This window comes from Marinobacter changyiensis (assembly GCF_009193265.1).
Lineage (GTDB): Bacteria > Pseudomonadota > Gammaproteobacteria > Pseudomonadales > Oleiphilaceae > Marinobacter > Marinobacter changyiensis.
Window position 1 is genome coordinate 471,979 of record NZ_VZZZ01000005.1, and the last position, 23,607, is coordinate 495,585.

Below are 23,607 nucleotides of genomic sequence, written 5' to 3' on the forward strand. Positions count from 1 at the left end.
TTCAGACTTCCCCAACCGGAATCGGATCCTGGTGGGCCTTGCTTCCGGGCTTTCTGACGCCCTGCTCAAACTCATGCCGGAAATGTTTCAACGCAGTCTGCAGCGGCATGGCGGCACCGGGCGCATGGGCACAGAAGGTCAGCCCCGGGCCGCAGTCCGCCGCCAGCTTGTCCAGCAGCTCGATATCCCCTTCCTCGCCTTCACCCCATTCCAGGGCCTGCAGCAGTTTTACCACCCAGGGCAGGCCGTCCCGGCAGGGGGTGCACCAGCCGCAGGACTCCCGGGCGAAGAATTCCTCCAGGTTGCGCATCAGCGCCACCATGCTCTGATGGTCCGGCACCACGGTCAGCAGGCCGGTGCCGAGGCGACTGCCTTCCTTCCCTACGGTGTCGAAATCCAGCGGCAGCTGGAGATGCTCGGGTAACAGAAACCCGGTACTGGCGCCGCCGGGCAGCCAGGCCTTGAGCTGCCGGTTCCCGCACATGCCCCCCGCCCGCTCGAGGATCTCAGCACCGGTGGTACCCATGGGCAGTTCCCACAGGCCGGGGTTTTCCACCGGACCGGAAATGCCGTAAAGCTTGGTGCCGCCGTCATCGGTGCGACCGCCGGAGAGTGTCTGGTACCAGTCGGCGCCGTTAAGGATCACCGCCGGCACATTGCACAGAGTTTCCACATTGTTGACCACCGAAGGCTTGCCCCAGGCCCCGGACTGGCCGGGGAACGGCGGTTTGGCCCGGGGGTTGGCGCGTTTGCCTTCCAGAGAGTTGATCAGCGCGGTCTCCTCGCCACAGATGTAGCGTCCGGCTCCGGTGTGTACGGCAATGTCAAAATCGAAGCCGCTGCCGTTGATGTCCGCGCCCAACCAACCCGCCTCCCGAGCCTCGTCCAGGGCCAGATTCAGCACCCGGGCTGACTCCACGTATTCGCCCCGCAGAAAGATGTAGCCGTAACAGGAATTATTGGCATAGGCACCGAGGATCATCCCCTCGATCAACAGGTGCGGTTGTTGCTCCATCAGCAGCCGGTCCTTGAAGGTGCCGGGCTCCATCTCGTCGGCGTTGCAGACCAGGTAGCCCCGGGGCATCTCGCCCCCCTGCAGGGTCAGGCTCCACTTCAGCCCAGTGGAGAAGCCGCCGCCGCCGCGGCCACGCACATTGGCCGCCTTCATGGAGGCGATAACGGCCTGCGGATCGCCGTCGTCCAAGGCCTTGCGAACCGACTGATAACCATCCTTGCGCAGGTAATCGTCCAGCCAGACCGCTTCGCCATCGTCCCGCAGCCGCCAGGTCAGCGGGTGGGTATCGGCGTGGCGTTCCGCCTCCGGCTGCAGCAGCCGGCTACGATAGCGCCTCGAATCACGCTGGCCGGGAATGGCCTGCCTCATGGGTATCCCTCCAGCAGGTCCGGCAGATCGCCCGCTGACACCGGGCCGTAGGTGTCAGCGTCAATCATCAGGGCCGGTGCACCATCGCAGGCGCCCAGGCAGCACACCGGCAACAGGGTGAAGCGGTCATCGTCGGTGGTCTGGCCGTAATCAATTCCCAACTGGCTCACCAGCGCCCGCTTCAGTTCATCGAACCCGGTCAGGAAACAGGAACTGCTGTCGCAGACCAATACCACGTGGCGCCCCACCGGCTGGCGGAAGATCAGACTGTAGAAGGTCGCGACGCCTTCCACGGCCGCCGGGCCAATGCCCAGCACCCGGGCGATGGCGACAATGGCCTCATCCGGCACCCAGCCGTGACGACGTTGAACAATCTTCAGGGCCTCGATACAGGCCGCCTGGGGCTGTTCGTAGTGCGCCATTTCTTCCAGCATCGCGGCCTCGTCTGCCGGATGCAGATGGAAACCGTCGGAGCCGATCAATCCGGTTGTCTGTGGTGTCGTTGCCATCGTCAGCGGTCCACGTCTGCCATCACGAAGTCGATACTGCCCAGGTGGGCAATCAGATCCGGTACGAACCCCCCGCGCATCACCGCCGGTATCTGCTGCAGATGCGGAAAACTCGGCGTGCGGATGCGGGTGCGGTAACTCATGGTGTTGCCGTCACTGGTCAGGTAGTAACTGTTGATGCCCTTGGTGGCCTCCACCATCTGCAAGGATTCCTGGGGCTTGAGCACCGGCCCCCAGGACACCTGCAGGAAGTGGGTGATCAGGGTCTCGATGTGCTGCAACATGCGCTCCCGGGGCGGCGGCGTGGTCAGCGGATGGTCCGCCTTGTAGTCGCCGGCCGGCATATGATCCACACATTGCTGGATAATCCTCAGGCTTTGGCGCATCTCCTCAATACGCAGCTGGCCCCGGTCGAACACGTCGCCGTTGTGGCCCAGGGGCACCTCGAAATCGAACTGCTCATAACCGGAATAGGGTCGTTGCTTGCGCAGGTCGAAGTTGCAACCGGTAGCCCGCAGGTTGGGCCCGGTGACACCCCACTCCAGCGCCTCGGCGGTGTTGAAAGCGGCCACATGGCGGGTGCGCTCGCGGACAATGGCGTTTTCCATCATCGCCCGCTCGTACTCTTTCAGCCGTGCTGGCATCCAGTCGAGGAAGCCCTGCATCAGCTTCTCCCAGCCCTGGGGCAGATCCTGCATGACGCCACCGATGCGGTACCAGGCCGGGTGCATGCGAAAGCCGGTAATGCCTTCGATCACCTCATAGCCCCGCTGCCGGTCGCTGAAGGTGAAGAACACCGGACTCATGGCCCCCAAATCCTGCAGGTAGGTGCCCAGGAACAGCAGGTGGCTGGTGATGCGGAACATTTCCGCCATCATCACCCGGATCACCTTCACCCGGCACGGTACTTCGATACCGGCCAGTTTTTCTACCGCCAGCACATAAGGCAGGTTGTTCATCACCCCGCCGGTGTAGTCGATGCGGTCGGTGTAGGGAATAAAGCTGTGCCAGGACTGACGTTCAGCCATCTTCTCCGCGCCCCGGTGGTGATAGCCAATGTCCGGCACGCAGTCGACAATCTCCTCGCCATCCAGTTGCAGCACGAGGCGAAAAGCGCCATGGGCAGAGGGGTGGTTGGGGCCCAGGTTGAGGAACATGAACTCGGCCCCATCCCGCTCCCGCTCCATACCCCAGGCTTCCGGCTCGAACCGCATGGCTTCCTGCTCCACACTCTGGCCCTCCACCGTCAGGGTATAGGGATCAAACTCCGTGGCCCGGGCCGGGTAGTCCTTGCGCAGGGGGTGGCCAGACCAGGTCAGTGGCATGAGAATACGCGCCAGGTGGGGATGACCGGCAAAGGTGATGCCGAACATGTCCCAGACCTCCCGCTCGTACCAGTTAGCCACGGGAAAGACTCCGGTCACGGTGGGCAGGCTCAGGTCATCGGCCGTGAGGGCCACTTTCAGCATGACGTCCGCGTTGCGGGTGATAGACAGCAGCTGATAGAACACCGTGAAGTCGGCCGGTGGCAACCCTTGGCGGTCGCTGCGCAGCCGCTCGTCGACAGCAGAAAGATCGTAAAGCAGGTTGAAGGGCGCGGTCAGGCTTTTCAGATAACCGAGCACATCCTTCAATGCGTCCCGGGTGATCCAGATCACGGGCATACCGGTGTGGGTGTGCTGCTCGTGGAGCACACGGTCACCGAATTCCCTTCTCAGGATGTCGGCCAGGTTGTCACCGGCGGTGGCCGGGGTACTGACGTAATCCAGGTTCATGCTCGTGATTCAACTCCTGATAACCAGTTGTGGGCCAACGCCGTGGTGAATCGACAGCGACCGGGTCAGAGCTTGTCCGGTGGTCTCAGCTCCGTGGTCTGGATGCGCTGATCACGCCACATTCCCCGCTGGGACGGCATCTCGGCCCGATAGACGCCCTGATCGCCCACCACCCAGGACAGGGGTCGGCGCTCCTCCTGGATCGAATCCTGCAGCAACTGCAATCCCTGCAGGAAAGCCTCGGGCCGGGGCGGGCAACCGGGTACATACACATCCACCGGCAGGAACTTGTCCACCCCCTGCACTACCGAGTAGATGTCGTACATACCGCCCGAATTGGCGCAGGAACCCATGGAGATCACCCACTTGGGTTCCAGCATCTGGTCGTATAACTGCTGGATCACCGGTGCCATCTTGATGAAGCAGGTGCCAGCAATGACGATGAAATCCGCCTGCCGGGGCGAGGCCCGGATCACCTCGGAGCCGAAGCGCGCGATGTCATGGGGCGAAGTGAACGCGGTAGTCATCTCCACATAGCAGCAGGACAGCCCGAAATTGTAGGGCCACAGGGAGTTCTTGCGGCCCCAGTTCACCGCGGAGTTGAGTACCTCGCTGAGCTTGCCAGTAAACACATTGCGCTCAAGCTGTCGCTTGAGCGGGTCCTTCGACGGCTCCTGGCGACCTGTTGGGTAGCGGCTGTCGCCTTTCGGCGATTGCTCTGCCCTGGTCAGGGTGTAAGACATGTTGCGCCTCCAGGGGCGCTGGTCCCAACGGTGAACCCACCGCCGGGCCGCGCCGTATTCGGGTACGTTAGATCAGCCTGCCGGACTACGGGGCCTGCCGTTGGATGATTCCGGCGCCCAGTCCAGGGCGCCGGTACGACTGTCATAAAGCAGGCCGGCCAGCAAAATCAGGATAAAAACCGTCGCGCCCCAAAACCCGGTCCAGCCCACGTCGGGGATGACAATGGCCCAGGCAAACAGGAAAACGGCCTCAATATCGAAGATCACAAACAACATCGCAACCAGATAGAATTTGACGGAAAAACGCTGGCGGGCATCGCCGGTGCCGACGATGCCTGACTCGAACGGGAGGGATTTGCTGACACCCTGACTGCGGCCTCCCAGCACGCTGGAAGCGCCCACCATAAAGGCACAAAGGCCCAGCGTGGCAACAATAAAGAAACCGGTGGCCCAGTAGCGGGCCAGCAAGTCAGTGACAGTATCAGCCATGCGCTCTCCCTGGCAGCGTAGCGGCTGCCGCTGAGAAAACCGGTGGTGCTAAAGGATGAAGACCTGTCTAAAAACCTAACAGTGGATCGGCGATTGCGCAAATAATGAACGGTGATAATGAATCACCTGAGCCGGCTCAACTACCCCTCACCCCCGACCTGTCCGGACACTCCGGAATTTCCGGCCGGGGGCGTGGCAGCATTTCTCCCTAGTTATCGGGCAGACTTTGCTTTGCAGGTTTTTATGCCAAACAATGAGTAAGCTGGGCAACGGCCAACCAGGGCGGTGGCCAGCGGAATAATGCCTATCCAGCCCCAGGCACTCTGTGGGGCACTCTGTGGGCCGATCAAGACCAGGGCGACAAGTACAATACCTACAACAGCTGACCATGAAGATCAATCATCGTCGCTACCCCAGGCCCGGGCCATGATCAGATAACTGAACGAGGCTGACCAGGTAATCATCATGAACCCCACCAACGCTTCTGTACCTGCCAGAAACCGGACATGCCCGGATGCCACCAGATCCCCCCACCCTGCAGTTGTATAGGTGGCCGCGGAAAAATAAACACTGTCCAGCAAGCTGAGGTGGGAGTAACCGGTAATGGTGCCATAGTCACCGTGATCCAGAAGGTACCAGAACGCCGCGCCAAACAGCCAGATCTCGACCACATGGGCCATGAGCAGTGCGAACATGTTTCCGAGTATAATGGGCCGGTTTCGGAACTGCCGCGATGACGAGAGTTGCCGACTGGGACAAAAACGGTTCAGCAGCTGAATGACTTCGAAATGAAAGACAACAACCAAACCTACTACCAGTGCTGTGACTAACACCACAGTCAGCTCACCGCCCACCAGAAGTTCACTCATGCCTTACTCCGTGCTTCGAGTATAACGTTTACCCCCTCGAACCCAACCTGTGCAGGTAAACATGAAGCTCCACCGGGCCCAATGTCAATTCAACGTACTCCATTCAGTCTGAGGTGCACATCATAAGCATCAGTATGCCACCACCTGATTCAAGACAAAGAAGTCTATGATGACAGTTTGTACTATAACCTTCACCGCCGATAAGACTGCGCCGATTTCGGCCACGGCCACCTGATTCCGGGCGACGACCGAATACATGAATAGACCAACCTCCGACCTACCGGTATTTCACACCTCGGGACTCACCAAGACCTATCGTCAGGGGGAGGTCGAGGTGCATGCCTTGCGGGGCGTGAACCTGGATCTTTTCGCAGGTGAACTGGTGGTGATGCTGGGTGCTTCCGGGTCTGGCAAATCCACCCTGCTCAACATTCTTGGCGGGCTCGACGTGCCGACCAGTGGTGAGGTGAAATACCAGGACATTGATTTAACCAAGGCCAGGGATCGGGACCTGACCCGTTATCGCCGGAACTACGTCGGATTCGTGTTTCAGTTCTACAACCTGATACCGAGTCTGACAGCTCGGGAAAACGTTATTGCCGTCACCGAAATCGCGCGCAATCCGATGAGCCCGGAGGCAGCACTGGACCTGGTGGGACTGGCAAACCGCATGGACCATTTCCCCGCCCAGCTGTCCGGAGGCGAGCAGCAAAGGGTGGCTATCGCCCGGGCCATTGCCAAGCGCCCGAAGGTATTGCTCTGCGACGAACCCACCGGTGCGCTGGATTCCGCCACTGGCGTACTGGTACTGGCCGCCCTGGATACCGCCAACCAGGAGACCGGAACCACGACCGTGATCATCACCCACAACGTCTCTATTGCACAGATGGCGGATCGGGTTATCACGCTGTCTGATGGCACCATCAGCGGCGAATACCGCAATTCAACGCGGCAGGACCCGCGGACCCTGAGCTGGTGACGCCATGTCATTCTTTCGCACCAGCACTCTTCACCTCAGCACTCTGCACACCAAACTGCGCCGCGAACTGTGGCAGATGCGGGGTCAGACCCTGGCCATCGCCCTGGTGATCGCGGGCGGCATTGCAGTGTGCCTGCTGTCGCTGGTGAACTATTCCTCGCTTACAGCCACCCGCGAGCAGTATTACCAGGAACATCAGTTTGCTGATGTATTCGCCGACTTGAAGCGCGCGCCGCGGCATGTATTACAACGGGCGGCAGACCTTCCCGGCGTTACCCGCCTGAGCGGGCGGGTAGAGGGCGTGGCCAAGCTTGAGGTGCCTGGTTTCAGTGATCCGGCATCCGCGCGCCTGGTCTCGCTGCCGCCGGTCGGCCAGCCAGACGTCAACCGCATCTTTCTGCGCAACGGGCGTTTGCCCCATGCCGCCCATAGCGACGAGGTCGCAGTGATCGGCAGCTTTGCCGACGCTCACGACCTCCGTCCGGGCGACCAGCTGGGCGCCATCATCAACGGCCGCCGTCAGACCCTCACCATAGTAGGCATTGTCGAGTCACCGGAGTTCATTTATGTCATTCCTCCCGGCGCGATGCTGCCTGACTATGATCGATACGGCGTGCTCTGGATGCCCGAGGAAGCGTTGGCGTCAGCCATGGACATGCGCGGGGCCTTCAACAGTCTGGTATTGCAGGTAGACCCGTCCTTTCCGGTGGCCGGTGTGATCGACTTGCTCGACCGGTTGCTGGCCCCTTACGGGAGCACCGGCGCCTACGCCCGGGAAGACCAGTTTTCCCACCGCTTCCTGAGCGACGAGCTGAACCAGCTGAAAACCATGGCACTGGTATTTCCGACCATCTTCATGGCCGTCGCCATGTTCCTGCTCAATGTGGTGATCACCCGGTTGATCAGCACCCAGCGGGACATCATTGCGGTCTTGAAGGCCTTTGGTTATGGCAACTGGCAGATTGGCTGGCATTACAGCCAGCTGGTACTCGCGATCGCCCTGATCGGCTACGCGATTGGGACGGCTGCTGGCCTGTGGCTGGGCCGGGCCCTGGGCGTGCTCTATATGGAATTCTACCGGTTTCCGGAATTGCTGTTCCGCATCAGCCCCTGGTGGCTATTGCTGCTGGGTCTGCTGACTCTTTTGGTAGCCTGGCTTGGGGGCTGGCGGGCCATTCACCATGCCGCTTCCCTGCCGCCGGCGGAAGCCATGCGGCCGGAAGCCCCGGCCAGTTATCAGGTGACCCTCGCAGAGCGCCTGTTGTCGTGGATACGCTTCAGCCAGCCCTCCCGCATGATCGTCCGGCAGCTGGCACGGCGCCCGGCCCGCGCCGCCCTGTCGGTGACAGGCATCGCCATGGCAACCGCCATTGTCATGGTGGGCAACTTCCAGTTCAGCTCGGTCTCCCTGATGGTATACACCCAGTTTGCCAAGGTTCAGCAACAGGACCTGACCGTCAGCCTGACCGACCCGGTGCATCAGTCTGCGATGTATGGCATGGCACGTCAGCCGGGTGTGCGTTATGTCGAGGGCCGGCGCGTAGTGGCCGTGGAATTGGTCAATAGTCATCGACAGTGGCGCACCGCTTTGACGGGAATTCCGGACCAGGCCCGACTGCAGTTCGTGGTGGACGAACACCTCAATCAGGTTCCAATACCCCCGGCAGGGCTGTTGCTGACCGATTTCCTGGCGACACGGCTGGGACTCGCCGCCGGCGACACTGTTCAGGTGAAGGTACTGGAAGCCGAGCGTCCGGTGCTGGACCTGCAGGTTGCCGGAGTGACCAGCGAGTTCCTGGGCGTGGGTGCCTATATGAACCTGGCGGCCATGAATCGGGCGCTGAAGGATGGGGCGGTGGTCAACCAGGTGCTGATGAACCTGGACCCGGACCAGGCGGAAACCGTGTATCGTGACCTGCGGGACACCCCAAGGGTGATGGCCCTCAATGTCCGCCAGGCAATGCTGGACAGTTTTTTCGAGACCCTGGCAAAAACGTTCCTTACCTTTACCTGGGTCATCAGTGTGCTCGGTGGCATCATCGCCTTCGGCGTGATCTACAACACCGTACGGATTTCCCTGGCCGAGCGCGGGCGGGACCTGGCGAGCCTGAGAGTGTTGGGCTACAGCCACAACGAAGTGGCCCATATTCTTCTGGGTGAGCTGGCCATCCTGCTGATACTGGGGATACCCCTGGGCTGGGCCATTGGTCACGGGCTGGCCAGCCTGGTGGTGACGATGATGCAAACCGAACTGTACCGGGTACCCTTGATTATCAGCGGCAGAACGCTGGCTCTGGCGGCTAATGTGGTGATCGTGTCTGCCCTGGTATCCGGATTCATTACCTGGTGGCGCCTGCGCAACCTGGACCTGGTGGCAGTCCTGAAAACCCGGGAATAATCTGAGCAAGGAAATCGGTAATGGCAGAGGGTAAACACATGGCTGGCAAATGGATGTTCTGGTCGGTCCTTGGGGTGCTGGCCATCGTTGTGGTGGCTTATGTACTGCGACCGGAGCCGGTGTGGGTAGACCTGGCAACGGTGCACCGGGGTCCCATGCAAGTCACCATCCTTGAGGAAGGCAAAACCCGGGTGAAAGACCGTTATGTGGTCTCCTCGCCGGTTACCGGTTATCTGCACCGGGTTGAGCTCGACGTGGGCGATCCGGTGATTCCCGGCGAGTTACTGACCGAGGTGGACCCGATGCCAGCCAGTGTCCTGGACGCCCGCAGTCGGGCCGAAGCAGAAGCGAGAATCGAGGCCGCGCGCTCGGCCCTGAACTCCGTCCGCCAGAAAACCCAGGCGGCGGCGGCTGACGCCGAACTGGCTGAAACAGAGTATCAGCGACTGCGTAGCCTTGATCGTTCGGATTTCATATCCCGCGAGCGCCTGCAACAGGCCCAGTCTACCGCCGCCCGCACCCAGGCCATTCTGCGATCCGCCCGCTTTGATGAAGAAGTCGCTGCCCACGAACTGGCTGCAGCCCGAACCCGGCTTGAGGTTTCCGCGGCGCGGTCCGAAGGCGAAAAACCAGCGGAGAAGATAGCGGTGCGTTCGCCAGTCAACGGCCACGTTCTGGGCATTCTCCGCAAAAGCGAAGGGGTCATCCAGGCTGGGGAGGCCATCCTTGAGCTTGGCGACCCGGGCGCCCTGGAAGTGGTGGTGGATGTGCTCAGCTTCGATGCGGTTAAACTGGCGCCCGGCGTTGAAACGCGGCTCGACGGCTGGGGTGGTACGGTACTGGACGCGGTGGTTCGCCGCGTCGAACCCGTGGGGTTTGAGGATGTCTCTGCTCTCGGCGTGGAAGAGCAGCGCGTCAGGGTCATAGCGGATATGGTCACCCCCCGAGAGCGCTGGGAAATGCTGGGGGACGGATACCGCGTGGATGCCGAGTTCATCCTGTGGCAGTCCTCAGACGTGCTCCAGGCCCCGGCATCCGCGATCTTCCAGCACAATGACCAGCCCACCACCTTTGTGGTTAAAGACGGCCGGGCAGTGATGCAGACGGTGGAAACCGGCCAGAGTAATGGCCTGATGACGGTGGTAAAAAGCGGGCTGGAGGAAGGCGATCAGGTGGTCCGCCATCCCGGGAGGGAGCTCAGTGATGGTGACCGAATTCAAGTCAGGTTTCCGGTCACAAGTAATTGACACTTGATCCTTGCAGATCCGACTGCCCGGAAATTTGTCGTCCCTGACATATGGCCTGAACAGGCTGGAGCTCTCGACGTGAGTCAACGACCGTTTCCGCCGCCTGGCAGAATCCCGCCTGAGCCGGACGGCTCTTCTGCGGTTCCGCTAAGGTATCGTGGGCATCGGGCATAAGCACCATGGCGACGACCAGCTGCACTGAAAAGACGTTGGTACCAGGATAAAGCCTTGTATAAATGAAGATTGCCGCTGCCATGAAGGCTCCTGGAGTTCGTGCCGTTTCTCGGGCGGTGGCTGAGCAGGTATTACTTCCTTTTTGAGCCGCCATATCAGAGCCCTATCCAAATAAATGTGGAAGATCCCTGGAATTCTATCTCACATAAAATTTAAAAAAATATAATAAAATACAAAAATTTATCAATTTTTCGAAGCTTTTGAGGGAGCGTGACCAAAGCATACCATAGCAAGGATTGGGCCAGACGGGTGGCTAATTGCTTCCCTGATTGTCGTACTGCTAGGCTTGAGGCAAGCACTCGCCAGGGAAGCTGCGTTAATGCTGATAAACACGCCAGTAACGGCAGCAATTGCGATCATCGCATTATGGCTCGGGTTCCATATCAACCGGAAAGTCGGCTTCTTGCATACCTACAACATCCCCCCGGCAGTCTCCGGCGGCCTGCTTATAAGCTCGTTAGTAGCTGTCATCGAGGCGACCACGGACCGCGAGATCCGGTTTGATCTCCAGGTGCGGGACCTGCTTCTGATCACGTTTTTCAGCACCATAGGACTCTCCGCACGCCTGCGCCAGATGCTTGAAGGTGGTAAGGCGCTAGCCATCCTGCTGGGGCTGGCGGTAGTGCTGTTGTTGATTCAGAACCTGACCGGGACCCTGATGGCCCTGGCCGCTGGTGAAAGCCCTCTTTTAGGCCTGATTGGAGGCAGTGTATCGTTGGCAGGCGGGCATGGCACCGCCATCACCTGGGGCCAGCTGTTCGAGGAGCACTTTGATCTGACCAACGCAAGCTCCATGGGCATGACCTTCGCAACCGCGGGCCTGATCTCAGGCGGGCTGATTGGTGGACCGGTGGGGGCGTGGCTTATCCGCCGGAACAATCTGCATTCAGAAGAGCGAACGCCCGAGCTTCCGCACATAGAGTCCGGGCAGAACATCACTTACATCATTGAGCTGAACAGCGTGTTGACCGCCGTGCTGCTTATTGCCCTGTGCTTTGCCCTCGGCGCCACCGTTTATGGGTGGCTTTCCGACGTTGGCATCCGTTTACCGGCGTTCCTGACTGCCATGTTCCTGGGCATCTTGCTGACCAACGGCCTTGAACTGTGCCGCATCAACATCGATTATCGACCAATTCAGCTGGCTGGCGACCTGAGCCTTCAGCTTTTTCTCGGTATGAGCCTGATCAGCCTTCCACTCCTTTCCCTGCAGGGCGCCTTCGGCCTGATCAGCCTGGTGATGGTGATGCAGGCGATTGTCATCACCCTGTTAACTATTTTTGTCGTATTCCCAATGCTCGGCCGGAGCTATGATGCAGCCTGTATCTCTTCAGGCTTTATCGGCATGGGTCTGGGCGCAACCCCCGTGGGCATCGCCAACATGAACGCCCTGACCAACCGTTTCGGCCCCAGCCCCAAGGCCTATCTGGTCATCCCCTTGCTGGGGGCTTTCTTTATCGATATCGCCAACGCGAGTCTGGTACAGCTCCTGCTAGGGCTGGATTACCGATGGATGACCACTACTTCCCATTGAGAATGCCAAACACCAGGCGGCCAGCCAGTCCTACCAGCACCGCGCCGAAGATGCGCTCGAACCAGATGGTGTTCTGGCGCAGCAAGTGAAGCCAGCGCGGGTTCGAGAACAGCCAGGTGACGAACAGATACCAGCCTCCGTCAATGACCATAGCCGTGGCGGCATAGCCGAACCTGGCAAGCATGCCGGTATCAGTGCCCACGACCTGACTGAACAGCGCCAGGAAAAATACCGCGATCTTCGGGTTCAGAAGCACAACCAGAAACCCGTCCCTGGCGGCACTCGCGGTGGTAGGAGCTTCCGGTAACGGGGCCTCGCCCTGGGGTTTTGCCATCAAACCCTTCACCCCAAGCCATGCCAGGTAGGCCGCACCGCCCCATTGCAGAACCGAAAAGGCCACCGGGGAAGCGGTAATGATGGCAGCCAGGCCGAGAATGCTCAGAAAGGCGTAAATACCCACGCCAAGGCCGTGGGTGAGAGCAGTAATCATGCCGTTACGGCGACCGCCGGTGAGCGTCTGCTTCAGAACAAGGGCCAGTGACGGCCCCGGGGACATGGCGCCAAGTACGCAGATTGTCACAACGGTTAGCCAGGTGGCCAGGGTCATCGGGGATTGATCCTTTTACGCTGTTGCGAAAGCGGAGATTATACAGAAACCGGGACAAAACTAGTTCACCACCACGGCGATTACCAGTGCGCCACAGGCCGCAAGTGATAATGATTCTGTTTTAAAGCCCAGGGAAATCCGCTACCCTTGCCACCCTTTTGCCTGCAAATTCCAGGGGAGACAAGCGACGTATGTCCTCACACAGCCATCACGACACCAGCAGTTTTGCCGCACTTGGCCGCCTGCTGAAGTACGCCCGGGGTTACCGCAGGCAGATTATCGCAGCGACCACCTGCTCCATTATCAACAAGCTGTTCGACATTGCACCCGAGATTCTGATCGGTATCGCTATCGATGTGGTGGTGAACAAGGAAGAGAGTTTTGTCTCCGGTCTGGGTTTCGATACGGCCCAGGAACAGATCACCATTCTTGCGGTCCTCACCTTTTTTATCTGGGCCGGTGAATCCATCTTCGAGTACCTGTTCCAGATTCTTTGGCGCAACCTGGCCCAGCGCCTGCAGTCGGACCTGCGGCAGGATGCCTACGAACATGCCCAGAAACTGGACATGAGCTTCTTCGAGGCCCGCAGTTCCGGTCAGCTGGTTGCCACCATGAACGATGACGTCAACCAGCTGGAGCGATTCCTGGATGGCGGCGCCAATGCCATGATCCAGGTGGTGGTGACCGTGGTGGCGGTGGGTGCGGTGTTCTTTGTGCTGTCACCGCTGATTGCCCTGCTGGCATTCTCCCCGATCCCGCTGATCGTCTGGGGCGCCTTCTACTTCCAGCGCAAGGCCGGCCCACTCTATGCGGATGTGCGGGAAAAAGTGGGCGATCTGTCCAGCCGGCTGGCCAACAACCTGGGTGGCATCGCCACCATCAAGAGCTTCACGGCGGAACAGCGTGAAGCCGAACGCCTCAAGGCCAGCAGTGAGGCCTACGTCGAGGCCAACCGCCGAGCCATTCGCATCAGTTCAGCGTTTATCCCGGTGATCCGCATGGCCATCCTGGCGGGTTTCCTGGCCACCTTTACCGTCGGTGGCATGATGGCTCTGGAAGGCACCCTGAATGTTGGCGCCTACGGAGTACTGGTGTTCCTGACCCAGCGCCTGCTGTGGCCATTGACCGGGCTTGCCGAAGTGATCGACCTGTTTGAACGGGCCATGGCCAGCACCCGCCGCATCCTCGACCTGCTGGCCGAGCCGGTGCATGTGCGGGACGATGCCAACGAAGCACTTCTGAAGCCGGTAAAGGGTGAAGTCACCTTCGAGCACGTCAGTTTTCACTACCCGTCCAGCGGCGCTGGCATCGACAACATATCGGTTCAGGTTCCGGCCGGAAATACTCTGGCACTGGTTGGTGCCACCGGCTCCGGCAAGTCGACACTGATCAAGCTGCTGTTGCGGTTTTACGACCCTTCCGGAGGGCAGATTCGCATCGACGGCCAGCCCATTCAGTCCGTCAGTCTCAAATCTCTGCGGGAGGCTATCGGGCTGGTCAGCCAGGATGTTTACCTGTTCGAGGGCAGCATCCGTGACAATCTTGCCTATGGCTTCCCCGGCGCCAGTGATGAACAGATCATTGAGGCGGCAAAAACCGCCGAGGCCTGGTCCTTCATCGAAGCACTGCCCGAAGGGTTGTCCACCGCTGTGGGCGAACGCGGAGTGCGTCTTTCAGGCGGTCAGCGCCAGCGACTTTCCCTGGCCCGGGCGCTGCTGAAAGACCCACCCATCCTGGTATTGGACGAAGCCACCAGCGCCGTCGACAACGAAACCGAGGCCGCCATCCAGCGGTCCCTGAAGCGCATCGGCCATAATCGCACGGTGATCATGATCGCCCACCGGCTGTCCACCATTGTGGAGGCTGACACCATCGCCGTGGTGGATGGGGGACAGATTGTGGAGTCCGGGCGCCACGAGGAGCTGGTGGCGAACAACGGACCCTATGCGGCTCAGTGGCGGGTTCAGACCGGTCAAGTGTATAGCCCGGTGGTCACGTCGCTTCCAAATCCCTAAGATTTATTGATAGTAATTATCATTTAGATTAACATGCAGGACCTAAGAATCACGGGAGCCTGCATGTCTGCGTTCTTCGAAGTGTCCGGCCTGGGCATGAACCTCGGCGATGCCTCTATCCTCCGGAACATCAACGCCCAGTTCCGCGAAGGCGAGGTGACTGCGCTTCTCGGTCGCAATGGCTCCGGCAAGTCCACACTGCTGAAGATTCTGGCACGGCAGATGTCTCCCACCTCGGGCGATGTCAGCCTGCTTGGCAGCTCTTTCCGCACCACCGGCGCCCGGCAATTCGCCCGCACGGTGGGTTACCTGCCCCAACACCCACCCGGCACCGATGGCCTCACCGTACGGGAACTCGTCGCTCTTGGCCGCTATCCCTGGCGCGGGCCCCTGGGCCGCTACAACGAAGAGGACCACCGGCTGATCGACCAGGCCATTGTCGATACCGGGCTTACCCAGTTTACGCATCGCTCCGTCGACACCCTATCCGGCGGAGAACGCCAGCGTGCCTGGATTGCCATGCTGCTGGCCCAACAAACCCGCTGCCTGCTGCTGGATGAGCCCATCTCCGCCCTCGACGTGAAACACCAGGTGGAAACCCTGCGCCTGGTGCACCGCCTGGCGGAAGAACGGGAACTCACCGTGGTCGTGGTGCTGCATGATGTAGACCTGGCCGCCCGTTTCTGCGACCGGCTGGTGGCACTCAAGTCGGGACAACTGATTGCCGACGGCAGTCCCCGGAACATTATGGATTCAGGGATTCTGGAAACCATCTACGGTGTACCCATGGGCGTGATGGAGCGGGCGCCGGGTCAGTGGGTGTCTTATGTCCATTGAGTCGGATGCCAGAGCCTTTATGGCTCTGCTGCTCACCAGCCTGTTGGTGCTGCCGGCCAGTGCCGGAACCTGGCAACATGAGCAGGGCACCATTACTCTGGACAAACCACCGGAACGAATCGTTGCCCTGAACTGGGCAGCCACGGAAGCCCTCCTGCTGCTTGGCGTGACGCCCGTGGGCGTGGCAGACCGTGATGGCTATGACGTATGGGTAACTGAGCCGGCGCTTCCAGGCCAGGTTCCCAATATCGGAACCCGGGTGGCGCCGAGCCTGGAGGCCATCGCCGAACTGAACCCGGACCTGATCGTGACCAGTTCGGAAATGGCCCCCGCCTCCGGTCTGCTGGCAAGCATCGCACCGACATATGCAGTCAGTGTGTACAGGGACGGCAACAGACCGTTCGAAAAAGCCACCGAGATGCTGACAACGCTCGGCGAAATGCTTGGCCGTGAAGACCGCGCCAACGCCATTCTGACAGACATCGAGCAGACCCTGGAAGCCCAGCGCCAGCGGCTTGAAGAATCAGGCATGACAGACAGACCTGTTGCCCTGGTCAACTTCCTGGATGACCGTCACGTGCGCATATACGCACCCAACGGCCTGTATCAGAGCGCCCTGAGCGCCCTGGGGCTTGAAAATGCCTGGCCCTGGCAGGGTAATTTCTGGGGTTTTTCCGTTGTCGGGCTGGAAGCCATCGCCCCTTTCCGGGACAGTCGCATTGTGGTGATGTCCCCGGTTTCGCCCGGCCTTGCCGATACCCTGGACAACAGCCCATTCTGGACCTACCTCCCCCCGGTCACGCGAAACCAGGTGTATCAGATAGACGCAGTTTGGCCATTCGGCGGTGTTTTCCCAGTAAAACGACTGGCGATCATGCTCACCGATGCCCTGCTGGAAGGAGGCTCCGATAATGTACGCTGACGCTTCCAGCCTACCTGTTTCACGCCCCGCCATCCCCGCAAAACTCCCGCTCGCGGCGGTGATTCTGTGGCTGGGGGCCCTGTTCGCCAGCTCTGCGCCCTGGCTTGGTGAACTCGATGCCGAGGCGTTGGTGTCCGCCTTCTGGACCTTTGACCCGGATAATTATTCGTCGGTACTGGCCCATTATAGCTGGGCACCCCGGGTGTCCATCGCCATCCTGATCGGCTGCGGGCTGGGGCTGGCCGGGGCCGTCACCCAACAGGTATTGGGTAACCCGCTGGCCTCTCCCACCACCCTTGGCGTAGAAGCCGGTGGTCAATTTGGCATCACCATTGCAACACTGTTTGTACCGGGCTTATTGGCCTTCAGCCCCGACCTGGCAGCCATTGCCGGAGGTTTGCTGGCTATCGGTTTGGTCATCGTCCTCACCTGGCGGCTTGGGTTCTCACCGGTAACCGTTATTCTGGCCGGGCTGGTCACTACCTTCTTCCTGGGTGCCATGAACATGGCATTCCTGCTACTCAAGGGAGAGTGGCTGGGCAATCTGTTTATCTGGGGTGCCGGTTCCCTGGTCCAGAACAACTGGGGGCCCTTTACGGAGCTCTGGCCCCGCGTGGCTATTCTCGCCATTCTGATGTTGCTATTGATGCGGCCGCTGCAGTTGCTGCAACTGGGGCAGACTTCCGCCAGTGCCCTCGGTGCCAGCGTTGGGCTTATTCGCGCACTGGCGCTGTTTCTGGTGGTTCTGATGACGGCCACGGTGGTCAGCCGGGTTGGCGTGGTGGCCTTTGTGGGGCTGGCTGCACCGGTGCTGGCCCGGCTGTTGGGCGCCCGCACCCTGGGCAGAAGGCTGCTCTGGAGCACCCTCATGGGCGGCGGGTTGCTGCTTCTGGCAGACACTCTCGCACACTGGGCCTCCACCTGGGGTGATGGTTCCCTGGTGCCCACTGGCACCACCACCGCCCTGATTGGCGGCCCGATCATCCTGCTGGCCCTGCAGAGTTTTCGGAACACCCACCACATGCCGGGGCAGGAATCCGGCCCGGCGGGTTTTCTGCCCAAGCGCCGGCCTCCCGTTCTGGTCACCGGCATCATTACCGCCCTGCTTTTCATCACCGTGATTGTGTCCATGGGCTGGGCTCCGGGCCTGGAGGGCTGGAACTGGACGGCGATCACGCAATGGGACCAAGTCTGGGTATGGCGCGGCCCGCGGCTGTTGGCAGCCATGCTTGCCGGCGTGGCGCTGGGGCTCGCCGGCACACTGATTCAGAGGATGACGGGCAACCCCATGGGCAGCCCGGAGATGCTGGGCATCAGCGGTGGCGCCGCACTGGTCATGGTATTGATTGTACTCTCGGGTGCAGAAGTCAGCCGGCTTGGCCAGCTTGGTGCAGCCACACTGGGGGCCGCTGGTGCCCTTGGCCTGTTGATACTGCTCGCCCGCAAGCACCGGTTCGCGGGTAATCAGCTGCTGCTTGGCGGGCTGGCCCTGTACGTGTTCATGGACGCCGGCCTGCGGCTGGTGATGGCCTCTGGCGGAACCGTTGCCTCGCAACTGTTGAACTGGATGTACGGTTCCACCTGGCTGATCTCCGAGAGCGAGGCTTTCGGCCTGCTGGGCTTCGTGGTGCTGGTCAGTGGTTTGCTGCTGTTGATTGTGCGCCCACTGACGATTCTGCCCCTCGGCGATACGGCGGCATCGTCCCTCGGGCTTTCGGTGTCTCGTGCCCGGCTGCTGCTTCTGCTACTGGCGGCGGCGCTGACCGCCTCGGCGACGGTTGTGATCGGCCCACTGAGTTTCGTGGGGCTGATTGCACCACACCTGGCAAGAGTACTGGGGCAACAAACGGTTGGCCGGCAGTTAATCGTCGCAGCTTTGGTAGGCGGCCTGCTGCTTGCCGTGGCGGATTACCTGTCCCGAATCGTGGTCTTTCCCAACCAGTTGCCGGCCGGCTTGCTGGCCGCGCTGGTTGGTGGCGTTTATTTCCTGTGGGGATTAAGCCGCCATGGCCACACGTGACAACGCCGGAATGACAGCCCCATGGGCCGAACGTTACGCCCGGCTCCTGGCGTCGGCCGGAGTGGATCAGGAACCCCTACTTGCCCAGGCTTCTCCGGCTGCTGCCGGCGTGCGACGCGGCCTGTTTTCGCTGGCACACTGCCTGGAATACCCGGCGCTGCTGATCAATCAGGTAAACGCCGATTACCCCCACGCCTCCGAATCGCGCTCAGTCCGGGCCCGGGTTTCTGTACTTCAGCAGGATCTGGCGTTAAATGTGATTGCCCCACTTACCGTAGCCCTGTTCCGGGACGGCCAGGCTCCCCTGCCCGATCCCCAGCGTATTTTTCTCGCTCCTGCAGAGGATGGAGAGACGACCACCTCACGCTGGTTCCAGGCACCAGGTGTGCCCGCCGTCGATGAGGGACACTTTGTCCGCTCGGTCGGGATGCAGACAAGGGCGTGGTATCCCGTGTTCAGGCAGCAACTGGGGGTAAGCCCCGGAGCCTACTGGAGCAGTATCGGGCTTGGATTGGGGGCGCCATTTTCGATGGTGTGGAATCTGGTAGAGCCTGATCAAACCTGTGATCTGGCCCAGCGCTGGCTCGCGGAGTTCAGCAACGACGCCAACCAGTTCATCGACTGGATTCCGGCTGTGTTCGGCGGGCAGACGACAGCCATTCCGCAGCGGAAGGGGTGTTGTCTGAAGTATCTGTTGCCGGGAGGTGAATATTGCGGCACCTGTGGTGTCTATCGCAAGCAGCGCCTGGCAGCCCTCAGGCAACAAAACCCGAGCCCAGGACCAGGCCAATGGCAACCAGGCCGTTAACCACGCCAGCACCTGCGGCCAGTTTTAATCCTTCGATAATTTCCTGTTCAGGTGTCATTCCTTTTCCTCCCTTCTGTCGTTGGGTCAAAAGGGGGCGGGAATGATTCCCCGCCCCCAGCTTTCCGGTCAGTAAACCCAGGAAACCGTCAGGCTGGCGTTTGCCGGCTCTCCGTAGAAGCCCTGGGCAGATGCGCCAAACTTCTTGAGACTCTCGATGTATTTTTCGTCGCTGACATTGTTGACATTGAGCCTGGCATTCCAGTCGGGGGCGAAGTCGTAGCTGGCCATCAGATCCACCACCGCATAGCTTTCCTGCTCGGTAACGATCTTGGCTCCGGCGTTGGGCCCGGTTGTGGCCTCGCCCTGATCCTGGCTGATAGACGACTGCCAGCGCACCTGACTTCCGACCTCCAGGCCTTCGACGCCCGGCACTTTCCAGATTCCCCGTAGCTGTGCCAGGTGCTCCGGCACAAAGGATCTGGCAGAGTTGCCACCGGCGTCTTCAATGTCCACGTAGGTGTAACCGGCGAACAACTGAATTCGATCGGTCACGTCTCCGACAAACTCAAGTTCAACACCCTGGCTCTGGAGACCGTCTATCCCCCGGTAATAAGGGTCTTGAGTACCCGGGAAAGTTCCGGCAGCCTCGGCGACGTTGTGCTGCTCAGTCTGGAACAGAGCCACAGTGGTGTTCACGCGGTCATCCACGAACTCACTCTTGAGCCCCAGCTCATAGTTGACGCCATCAATCGGGTCCAGCCGGCCGCGGTTGATGTCCAGCTCGGTTTGTGGGGTGAAGATTTCGGTGTAACTGGCGTAAACGGAATGGTCGTCGTTCAGATCGTAGATCAGCCCGGCGTAGGGTGTTTCAACCGCATCATAACTGGTTGTTTTTGTGAGGCCGTAGCTGGTGCCTTCGCTATCGAGCCAGGACAGACGAAGCCCGGTAATCGCCGTAAGGTTATCCGTCAGGGTCCAGCGCGCGGCGGCGTAGGTTGAGGCCTCACGATCCGTCCAGTCCGATCCATCAACGCCGTTATTGAAGGCCGGCCGGGAGTAGTTACCGTCCCACTGATTCAGGGGCGGAAGTGGGTTGCCAATGCCTTGACCATAGCGGGACTCGTCCACCGTTTCAGAGCGCGACCAGGTCGCACCGAGTACCAGTTCGTGGGTGCGATTGGCCAGGTTGAAGGGGCCAGTTGTATAGGCATCCACCACCCACTGCTCTATGTTGAGATCATACTGGCTCGGGTAGGCCATTAACCCTTCGCCGGTCTGTGGATCCGGAGTACCGAACTGGTAGAACAACTCTGAATCACTGTCATTCTCCAGCCGGAATACAGTGCCCTTGGCCTGCCAGCCCCCTGCCAGCTCCTGTTGCAGTTCCACAAAACTGTTGTGCTGGGTGTTGTCCCAATAGGACCAGTCCGACGCGGTGCTGGTTGAGCGGGCGAAATCTGTTGCGGTGCCGTCGGTGTAGAACAGCGGCAACGCGCCCCACAGCGGGCTGTCGGTATCCGAGGTCTGGATGGAGTGGCCCAGCGTCAGCAGCGTGGTGTCCGTCAGGTCGGCCTCAAGCACGCCGTAGAACATCTGTTTCTCATTGCTGTAGCGGTCCAGGTAGGAATTTTTGTCCTCGTAACCGGCCACTACCCGGCCACGGACGGCACCGGATTCCGAAACCGCGCCAGACAAATCCCCGACAATGCGTTTCTGGTCCCAGGATCCTCCGGTGACAGCAACCGAGGCATTGGTCTCTGCTGTCGGGCGTTTACGGATGAAGTTAACGGTTGCTGACGGATTACCGGTGCCGGTCATCAGGCCATTGGCGCCCCGCACCACCTCGACCCTGTCAAAGAATGCGGTGTCCAGTTCGCCCTGGACGTTATCGTAGACCGCCGGCAGGCCGACGCCATCGTACTGGAAGTTGTTGATATCAAACCCGCGAGAGGTGTAGTAAGTGCGATCCGTCTCGACCGACTCCACCGTCACCCCGGTAGTGCCTTCAAGAACGTCGTTGATATCATTTTGGGCAAAATCGTCCATCTGCTCGCGGGTCACCACGGTTATTGCCTGCGGCGTTTCCCGGTGCCCGAGTTCCATCTTCATGGAGGTCGTGGTTGCGCCACTGGTGTAACTGCCGGTGGACTCAGAGGACACCTGGCCACGTTCAGCGGATACCTCCAGTGCTTCCAGGGTTGTGGCCTGGTTTTCCTGGGCTGAAGCGAAAGCCGGCAGGGTTGCACAAACGATTGCTGTGAACAGTGTCTTGCGGCGGAATACGGGTTCCGGAATTCGGGACATCTTTTTCTCCGTTACAGGGTTCGGTGTGGGCTTAGATCTTATTTGCGCATATTAATACGAATCATTATCATTTGAAAGACAGAAACACTGATTCATCAAGTTTTTATCGTCCTATCTATTTCTCTGCAGGCAGGACTCCTCGTGGGAGCCCTGAAGATGCGGAAACTGGTACGCCTGAGCATCGAATACGAGGAAGTCAAAGAGGAAGAGGATCTTCTGGAAAGCCTGGCTGAACGTATCCGCGATGTACGGATGGACCCTGACGGTGCCCTCTGGTGGTTTTTTAAGGCAAAATCATCCCGAGCGCCATCAGCACAGGGGTAAGCAGGCAAACAAGGACGTTCGCTGCCATCGTTCCCGCCAGGCGGCCGGGTTGTTGAGGGAACCTCACAATCCGGTACGCGCTCCAGACGGCAGCCGGTGCCGTCAGCAAACCGACAAGCACGGTTAAAGGGAGTAGCTGCACCACCACGGCGATTACCAGTGCGCCATAGGCAGCCAGCACCTGGCCTGCAAATACGCGGGCGCCGGTGTTATAGCCATAGCGGATAAGCAGATGACGCCGGCCTGCTGCCCTGTCCGCCTCCACATCCGGGAACTGGTTGAGCAGTAACAGGTTGTTGACCAGAAAGAACACGACCAGCCCAGCCGCCAGCGCCTCGATGGAATAAGTCCCGGTTAAAGCATAGTCTGTCCCGGGAATCATCAACAGCCCGAAGCCGGCCCCCGGCGCCCACAGGCAAAGCAGCGGGCTTCGTGTCAGGTAGCGCGTATAGGCAAGCACCAGGGCCAGTCCGGTCACCCCGAACGGCAGAATTCCGAGCCGTGTCTGCCAGAGAAACCACACGCCGACAGCGACCACTGCCAGCAGCATCAAAACGCCCATAGCCAGCACCAGGGGCGCCGTTTGCGGATGACCCGGCAGAAACCCACTGCCCCCACTGAAAGGCGTGCGCCGGGTGCTGGCATCCAGGCCAGAGCGGAAATCCTCATACTCATTGAACACATTCACAGCTGCATGAGCCGCAAGAGCGCCGACCATAACCAGCAACACATTCAGCCCGAGCCAGTGGCCACCGAAACGCGCTGCCGTTGCCCAGCCCAGCAGCACACAAACTGGCGCCAACAACAGGAAAGGCGGACGCGCCGTTCGCCATATACTCATAGTTTTTGCTTCCATGACTCCGTCAGCGATTGAGCCAACGTTGCGTAGCCATTTTCGGGCGCAGAGCTACGCCGTTCAACAGGATTAACGACTGTAAAGAATATCGACGGAATGAACTCCCACAAGAAAGCCCTGCCTTACGACCCGGTATTGATCTTTGAAAACGACATATAGCCTTAATCGACATGGCTGGCGCAAAAAAAAAGACCAGAATTTCTTCTAAATGGAGATCATATAAATCGGCCTTGCTTTGTGGGCGTCAGCATAATTTACGTACCTTGAGGTCGGTTTGGTGTCTAAGTACCTTTTAAATGCAGGAATAACTATAAAACGACCTATTTAAATGTTTTTATTCCGATCACCCTGCTTAAAGCCATCGCTGAAATAAAACATGACGCCTAAGGCGATGCATTTAGGCGCCGTCAATGTCGAAGATGCTTACACCTGCATCTCTACATCAATTAGGTTTTTATTATATCTCATTGAAATATTGGAATTTTAAATAAGTGGTATGGATGATGCTTACTACTTGGTACCGCTGATGTGCGTATTTGTTTACCGCTACCAGCGTCCATAACCAAGGAGAGACAACTATGAACACTACCTTTAAAAGAACGCTTCTATCATCTCTTGTCGTGCCCTTTGCACTGGGCGCCTCAGTTGCCAACGCGGAGCTGATTACCGATTGGGGTTACTCGACCACTAACGTGTTTGAGAATGCTACTTTCAGCAGTGGAAACGGCACCACTACCGAAAACCCCCAAAGCCTGT

Annotated in this window: 21 protein-coding genes; 10 read left to right on the forward strand and 11 right to left on the reverse strand. The window is 59.7% G+C overall.

Annotated features, from left to right (window positions below; translation table 11 throughout):
- Position 1 precedes the first annotated feature (1 nt).
- From nuoF to F6Y09_RS15675, 7 genes are all read right to left on the reverse strand, one after another.
- The gene (nuoF, locus tag F6Y09_RS15645) at positions 2-1,384 is read right to left on the reverse strand and encodes an NADH-quinone oxidoreductase subunit NuoF (protein WP_152207854.1); all 1,383 of its coding nucleotides are present in this window, start codon (positions 1,382-1,384) and stop codon (positions 2-4) included.
- Positions 1,381-1,893, reverse strand: coding sequence for an NADH-quinone oxidoreductase subunit NuoE (gene nuoE / locus F6Y09_RS15650; protein ID WP_152207855.1), 513 nt, complete (start codon positions 1,891-1,893; stop codon positions 1,381-1,383). Before nuoE ends, nuoF begins: the two co-directional genes overlap by 4 nt.
- 2 nt (positions 1,894-1,895) lie before the next feature.
- Positions 1,896-3,668 (reverse strand): NADH-quinone oxidoreductase subunit C/D, encoded by a 1,773-nt coding sequence (nuoC, locus tag F6Y09_RS15655; protein WP_152207856.1) that lies wholly within the window; start codon positions 3,666-3,668, stop codon positions 1,896-1,898.
- A gap of 65 nt (positions 3,669-3,733) precedes the next feature.
- Positions 3,734-4,411 carry an NADH-quinone oxidoreductase subunit B gene (locus F6Y09_RS15660; RefSeq protein ID WP_152207857.1) on the reverse strand — a complete coding sequence of 226 codons (678 nt, stop codon included), beginning with the start codon at positions 4,409-4,411 and terminating at the stop codon, positions 3,734-3,736.
- 72 nt (positions 4,412-4,483) lie between these two features.
- Positions 4,484-4,900, reverse strand: coding sequence for an NADH-quinone oxidoreductase subunit A (gene ndhC, locus F6Y09_RS15665; RefSeq protein ID WP_152207858.1), 417 nt, complete (start codon positions 4,898-4,900; stop codon positions 4,484-4,486).
- A gap of 212 nt (positions 4,901-5,112) precedes the next feature.
- Positions 5,113-5,271, reverse strand: a complete 159-nt coding sequence (locus tag F6Y09_RS15670) for a YgaP family membrane protein (RefSeq protein WP_152207910.1) — start codon at positions 5,269-5,271, stop codon at positions 5,113-5,115.
- A 24-nt stretch (positions 5,272-5,295) separates the two neighbouring features.
- Entirely contained in the window at positions 5,296-5,769 is a 474-nt protein-coding gene (locus F6Y09_RS15675; RefSeq protein ID WP_152207859.1) for an ion channel, read from the reverse strand.
- A gap of 256 nt (positions 5,770-6,025) precedes the next feature.
- On the opposite strand from F6Y09_RS15675, the gene F6Y09_RS15680 reads away from it, so the two are divergent.
- Genes F6Y09_RS15680 through F6Y09_RS15690 form a run of 3 tightly spaced genes read left to right on the forward strand, consistent with a single transcriptional unit; the run spans position 6,026 to position 10,393 of the window.
- Positions 6,026-6,748 carry an ABC transporter ATP-binding protein gene (locus F6Y09_RS15680; RefSeq protein ID WP_152207860.1) on the forward strand — a complete coding sequence of 241 codons (723 nt, stop codon included), beginning with the start codon at positions 6,026-6,028 and terminating at the stop codon, positions 6,746-6,748.
- 4 nt (positions 6,749-6,752) lie between these two features.
- On the forward strand, positions 6,753-9,146 hold the full coding sequence (locus F6Y09_RS15685; protein WP_152207861.1) for an ABC transporter permease: 2,394 nt from the start codon (positions 6,753-6,755) through the stop codon (positions 9,144-9,146).
- Positions 9,147-9,166: 20 nt separating this feature from the next.
- A complete protein-coding gene (locus F6Y09_RS15690; protein ID WP_152207862.1) occupies positions 9,167-10,393 on the forward strand; it encodes an efflux RND transporter periplasmic adaptor subunit in 1,227 nt (408 codons plus the stop codon).
- Here F6Y09_RS15690 and F6Y09_RS15695 read toward each other — a convergent pair.
- Entirely contained in the window at positions 10,380-10,649 is a 270-nt protein-coding gene (locus F6Y09_RS15695) for a hypothetical protein (RefSeq protein WP_152207863.1), read from the reverse strand. The genes F6Y09_RS15690 and F6Y09_RS15695 overlap by 14 nt on opposite strands.
- Before the next feature lie 297 nt (positions 10,650-10,946).
- Between F6Y09_RS15695 and gltS the strand changes: the two genes are divergently transcribed.
- Complete coding sequence (gene gltS / locus F6Y09_RS15700) at positions 10,947-12,158, forward strand: sodium/glutamate symporter (RefSeq protein WP_152207864.1); 1,212 nt, start codon at positions 10,947-10,949, stop codon at positions 12,156-12,158.
- On the opposite strand, the gene F6Y09_RS15705 is transcribed toward gltS, so the two are convergent.
- Entirely contained in the window at positions 12,145-12,765 is a 621-nt protein-coding gene (locus F6Y09_RS15705; RefSeq protein ID WP_152207865.1) for a LysE family translocator, read from the reverse strand. The two genes, gltS and F6Y09_RS15705, sit on opposite strands and share 14 nt — an antisense overlap.
- Before the next feature lie 191 nt (positions 12,766-12,956).
- Here F6Y09_RS15705 and F6Y09_RS15710 point away from each other — a divergent pair, with 191 nt between their 5' ends.
- The 5 genes from F6Y09_RS15710 (at position 12,957) to F6Y09_RS15730 (ending at position 19,367) form a co-directional block, all read left to right on the forward strand.
- The gene (locus F6Y09_RS15710) at positions 12,957-14,780 is read left to right on the forward strand and encodes an ABC transporter ATP-binding protein (RefSeq protein WP_152207866.1); all 1,824 of its coding nucleotides are present in this window, start codon (positions 12,957-12,959) and stop codon (positions 14,778-14,780) included.
- A 63-nt stretch (positions 14,781-14,843) separates the two neighbouring features.
- Positions 14,844-15,617 carry an ABC transporter ATP-binding protein gene (locus tag F6Y09_RS15715; RefSeq protein WP_152207867.1) on the forward strand — a complete coding sequence of 258 codons (774 nt, stop codon included), beginning with the start codon at positions 14,844-14,846 and terminating at the stop codon, positions 15,615-15,617.
- Positions 15,607-16,539: an iron-siderophore ABC transporter substrate-binding protein gene (locus F6Y09_RS15720; RefSeq protein WP_152207868.1), complete on the forward strand. Its 933-nt coding sequence runs from the start codon at positions 15,607-15,609 to the stop codon at positions 16,537-16,539. The genes F6Y09_RS15715 and F6Y09_RS15720 overlap by 11 nt, the downstream gene beginning before the upstream one ends.
- Positions 16,529-18,559: a Fe(3+)-hydroxamate ABC transporter permease FhuB gene (gene fhuB, locus F6Y09_RS15725; protein WP_152207869.1), complete on the forward strand. Its 2,031-nt coding sequence runs from the start codon at positions 16,529-16,531 to the stop codon at positions 18,557-18,559. Before F6Y09_RS15720 ends, fhuB begins: the two co-directional genes overlap by 11 nt.
- Positions 18,546-19,367 (forward strand): (2Fe-2S)-binding protein, encoded by an 822-nt coding sequence (locus F6Y09_RS15730; RefSeq protein ID WP_152207870.1) that lies wholly within the window; start codon positions 18,546-18,548, stop codon positions 19,365-19,367. The genes fhuB and F6Y09_RS15730 overlap by 14 nt, the downstream gene beginning before the upstream one ends.
- Positions 19,368-19,493: 126 nt before the next feature.
- Here F6Y09_RS15730 and F6Y09_RS15735 read toward each other — a convergent pair whose 3' ends face one another.
- Complete coding sequence (locus tag F6Y09_RS15735) at positions 19,494-21,671, reverse strand: TonB-dependent siderophore receptor (RefSeq protein WP_152207871.1); 2,178 nt, start codon at positions 21,669-21,671, stop codon at positions 19,494-19,496.
- 156 nt (positions 21,672-21,827) lie between these two features.
- Here F6Y09_RS15735 and F6Y09_RS15740 point away from each other — a divergent pair, with 156 nt between their 5' ends.
- Complete coding sequence (locus F6Y09_RS15740) at positions 21,828-21,995, forward strand: PQQ-dependent sugar dehydrogenase (RefSeq protein ID WP_246180557.1); 168 nt, start codon at positions 21,828-21,830, stop codon at positions 21,993-21,995.
- Here F6Y09_RS15740 and F6Y09_RS15745 read toward each other — a convergent pair.
- On the reverse strand, positions 21,955-22,836 hold the full coding sequence (locus F6Y09_RS15745; protein WP_218944181.1) for a prenyltransferase: 882 nt from the start codon (positions 22,834-22,836) through the stop codon (positions 21,955-21,957). The two genes, F6Y09_RS15740 and F6Y09_RS15745, sit on opposite strands and share 41 nt — an antisense overlap.
- Positions 22,837-23,607: the final 771 nt, after the last annotated feature.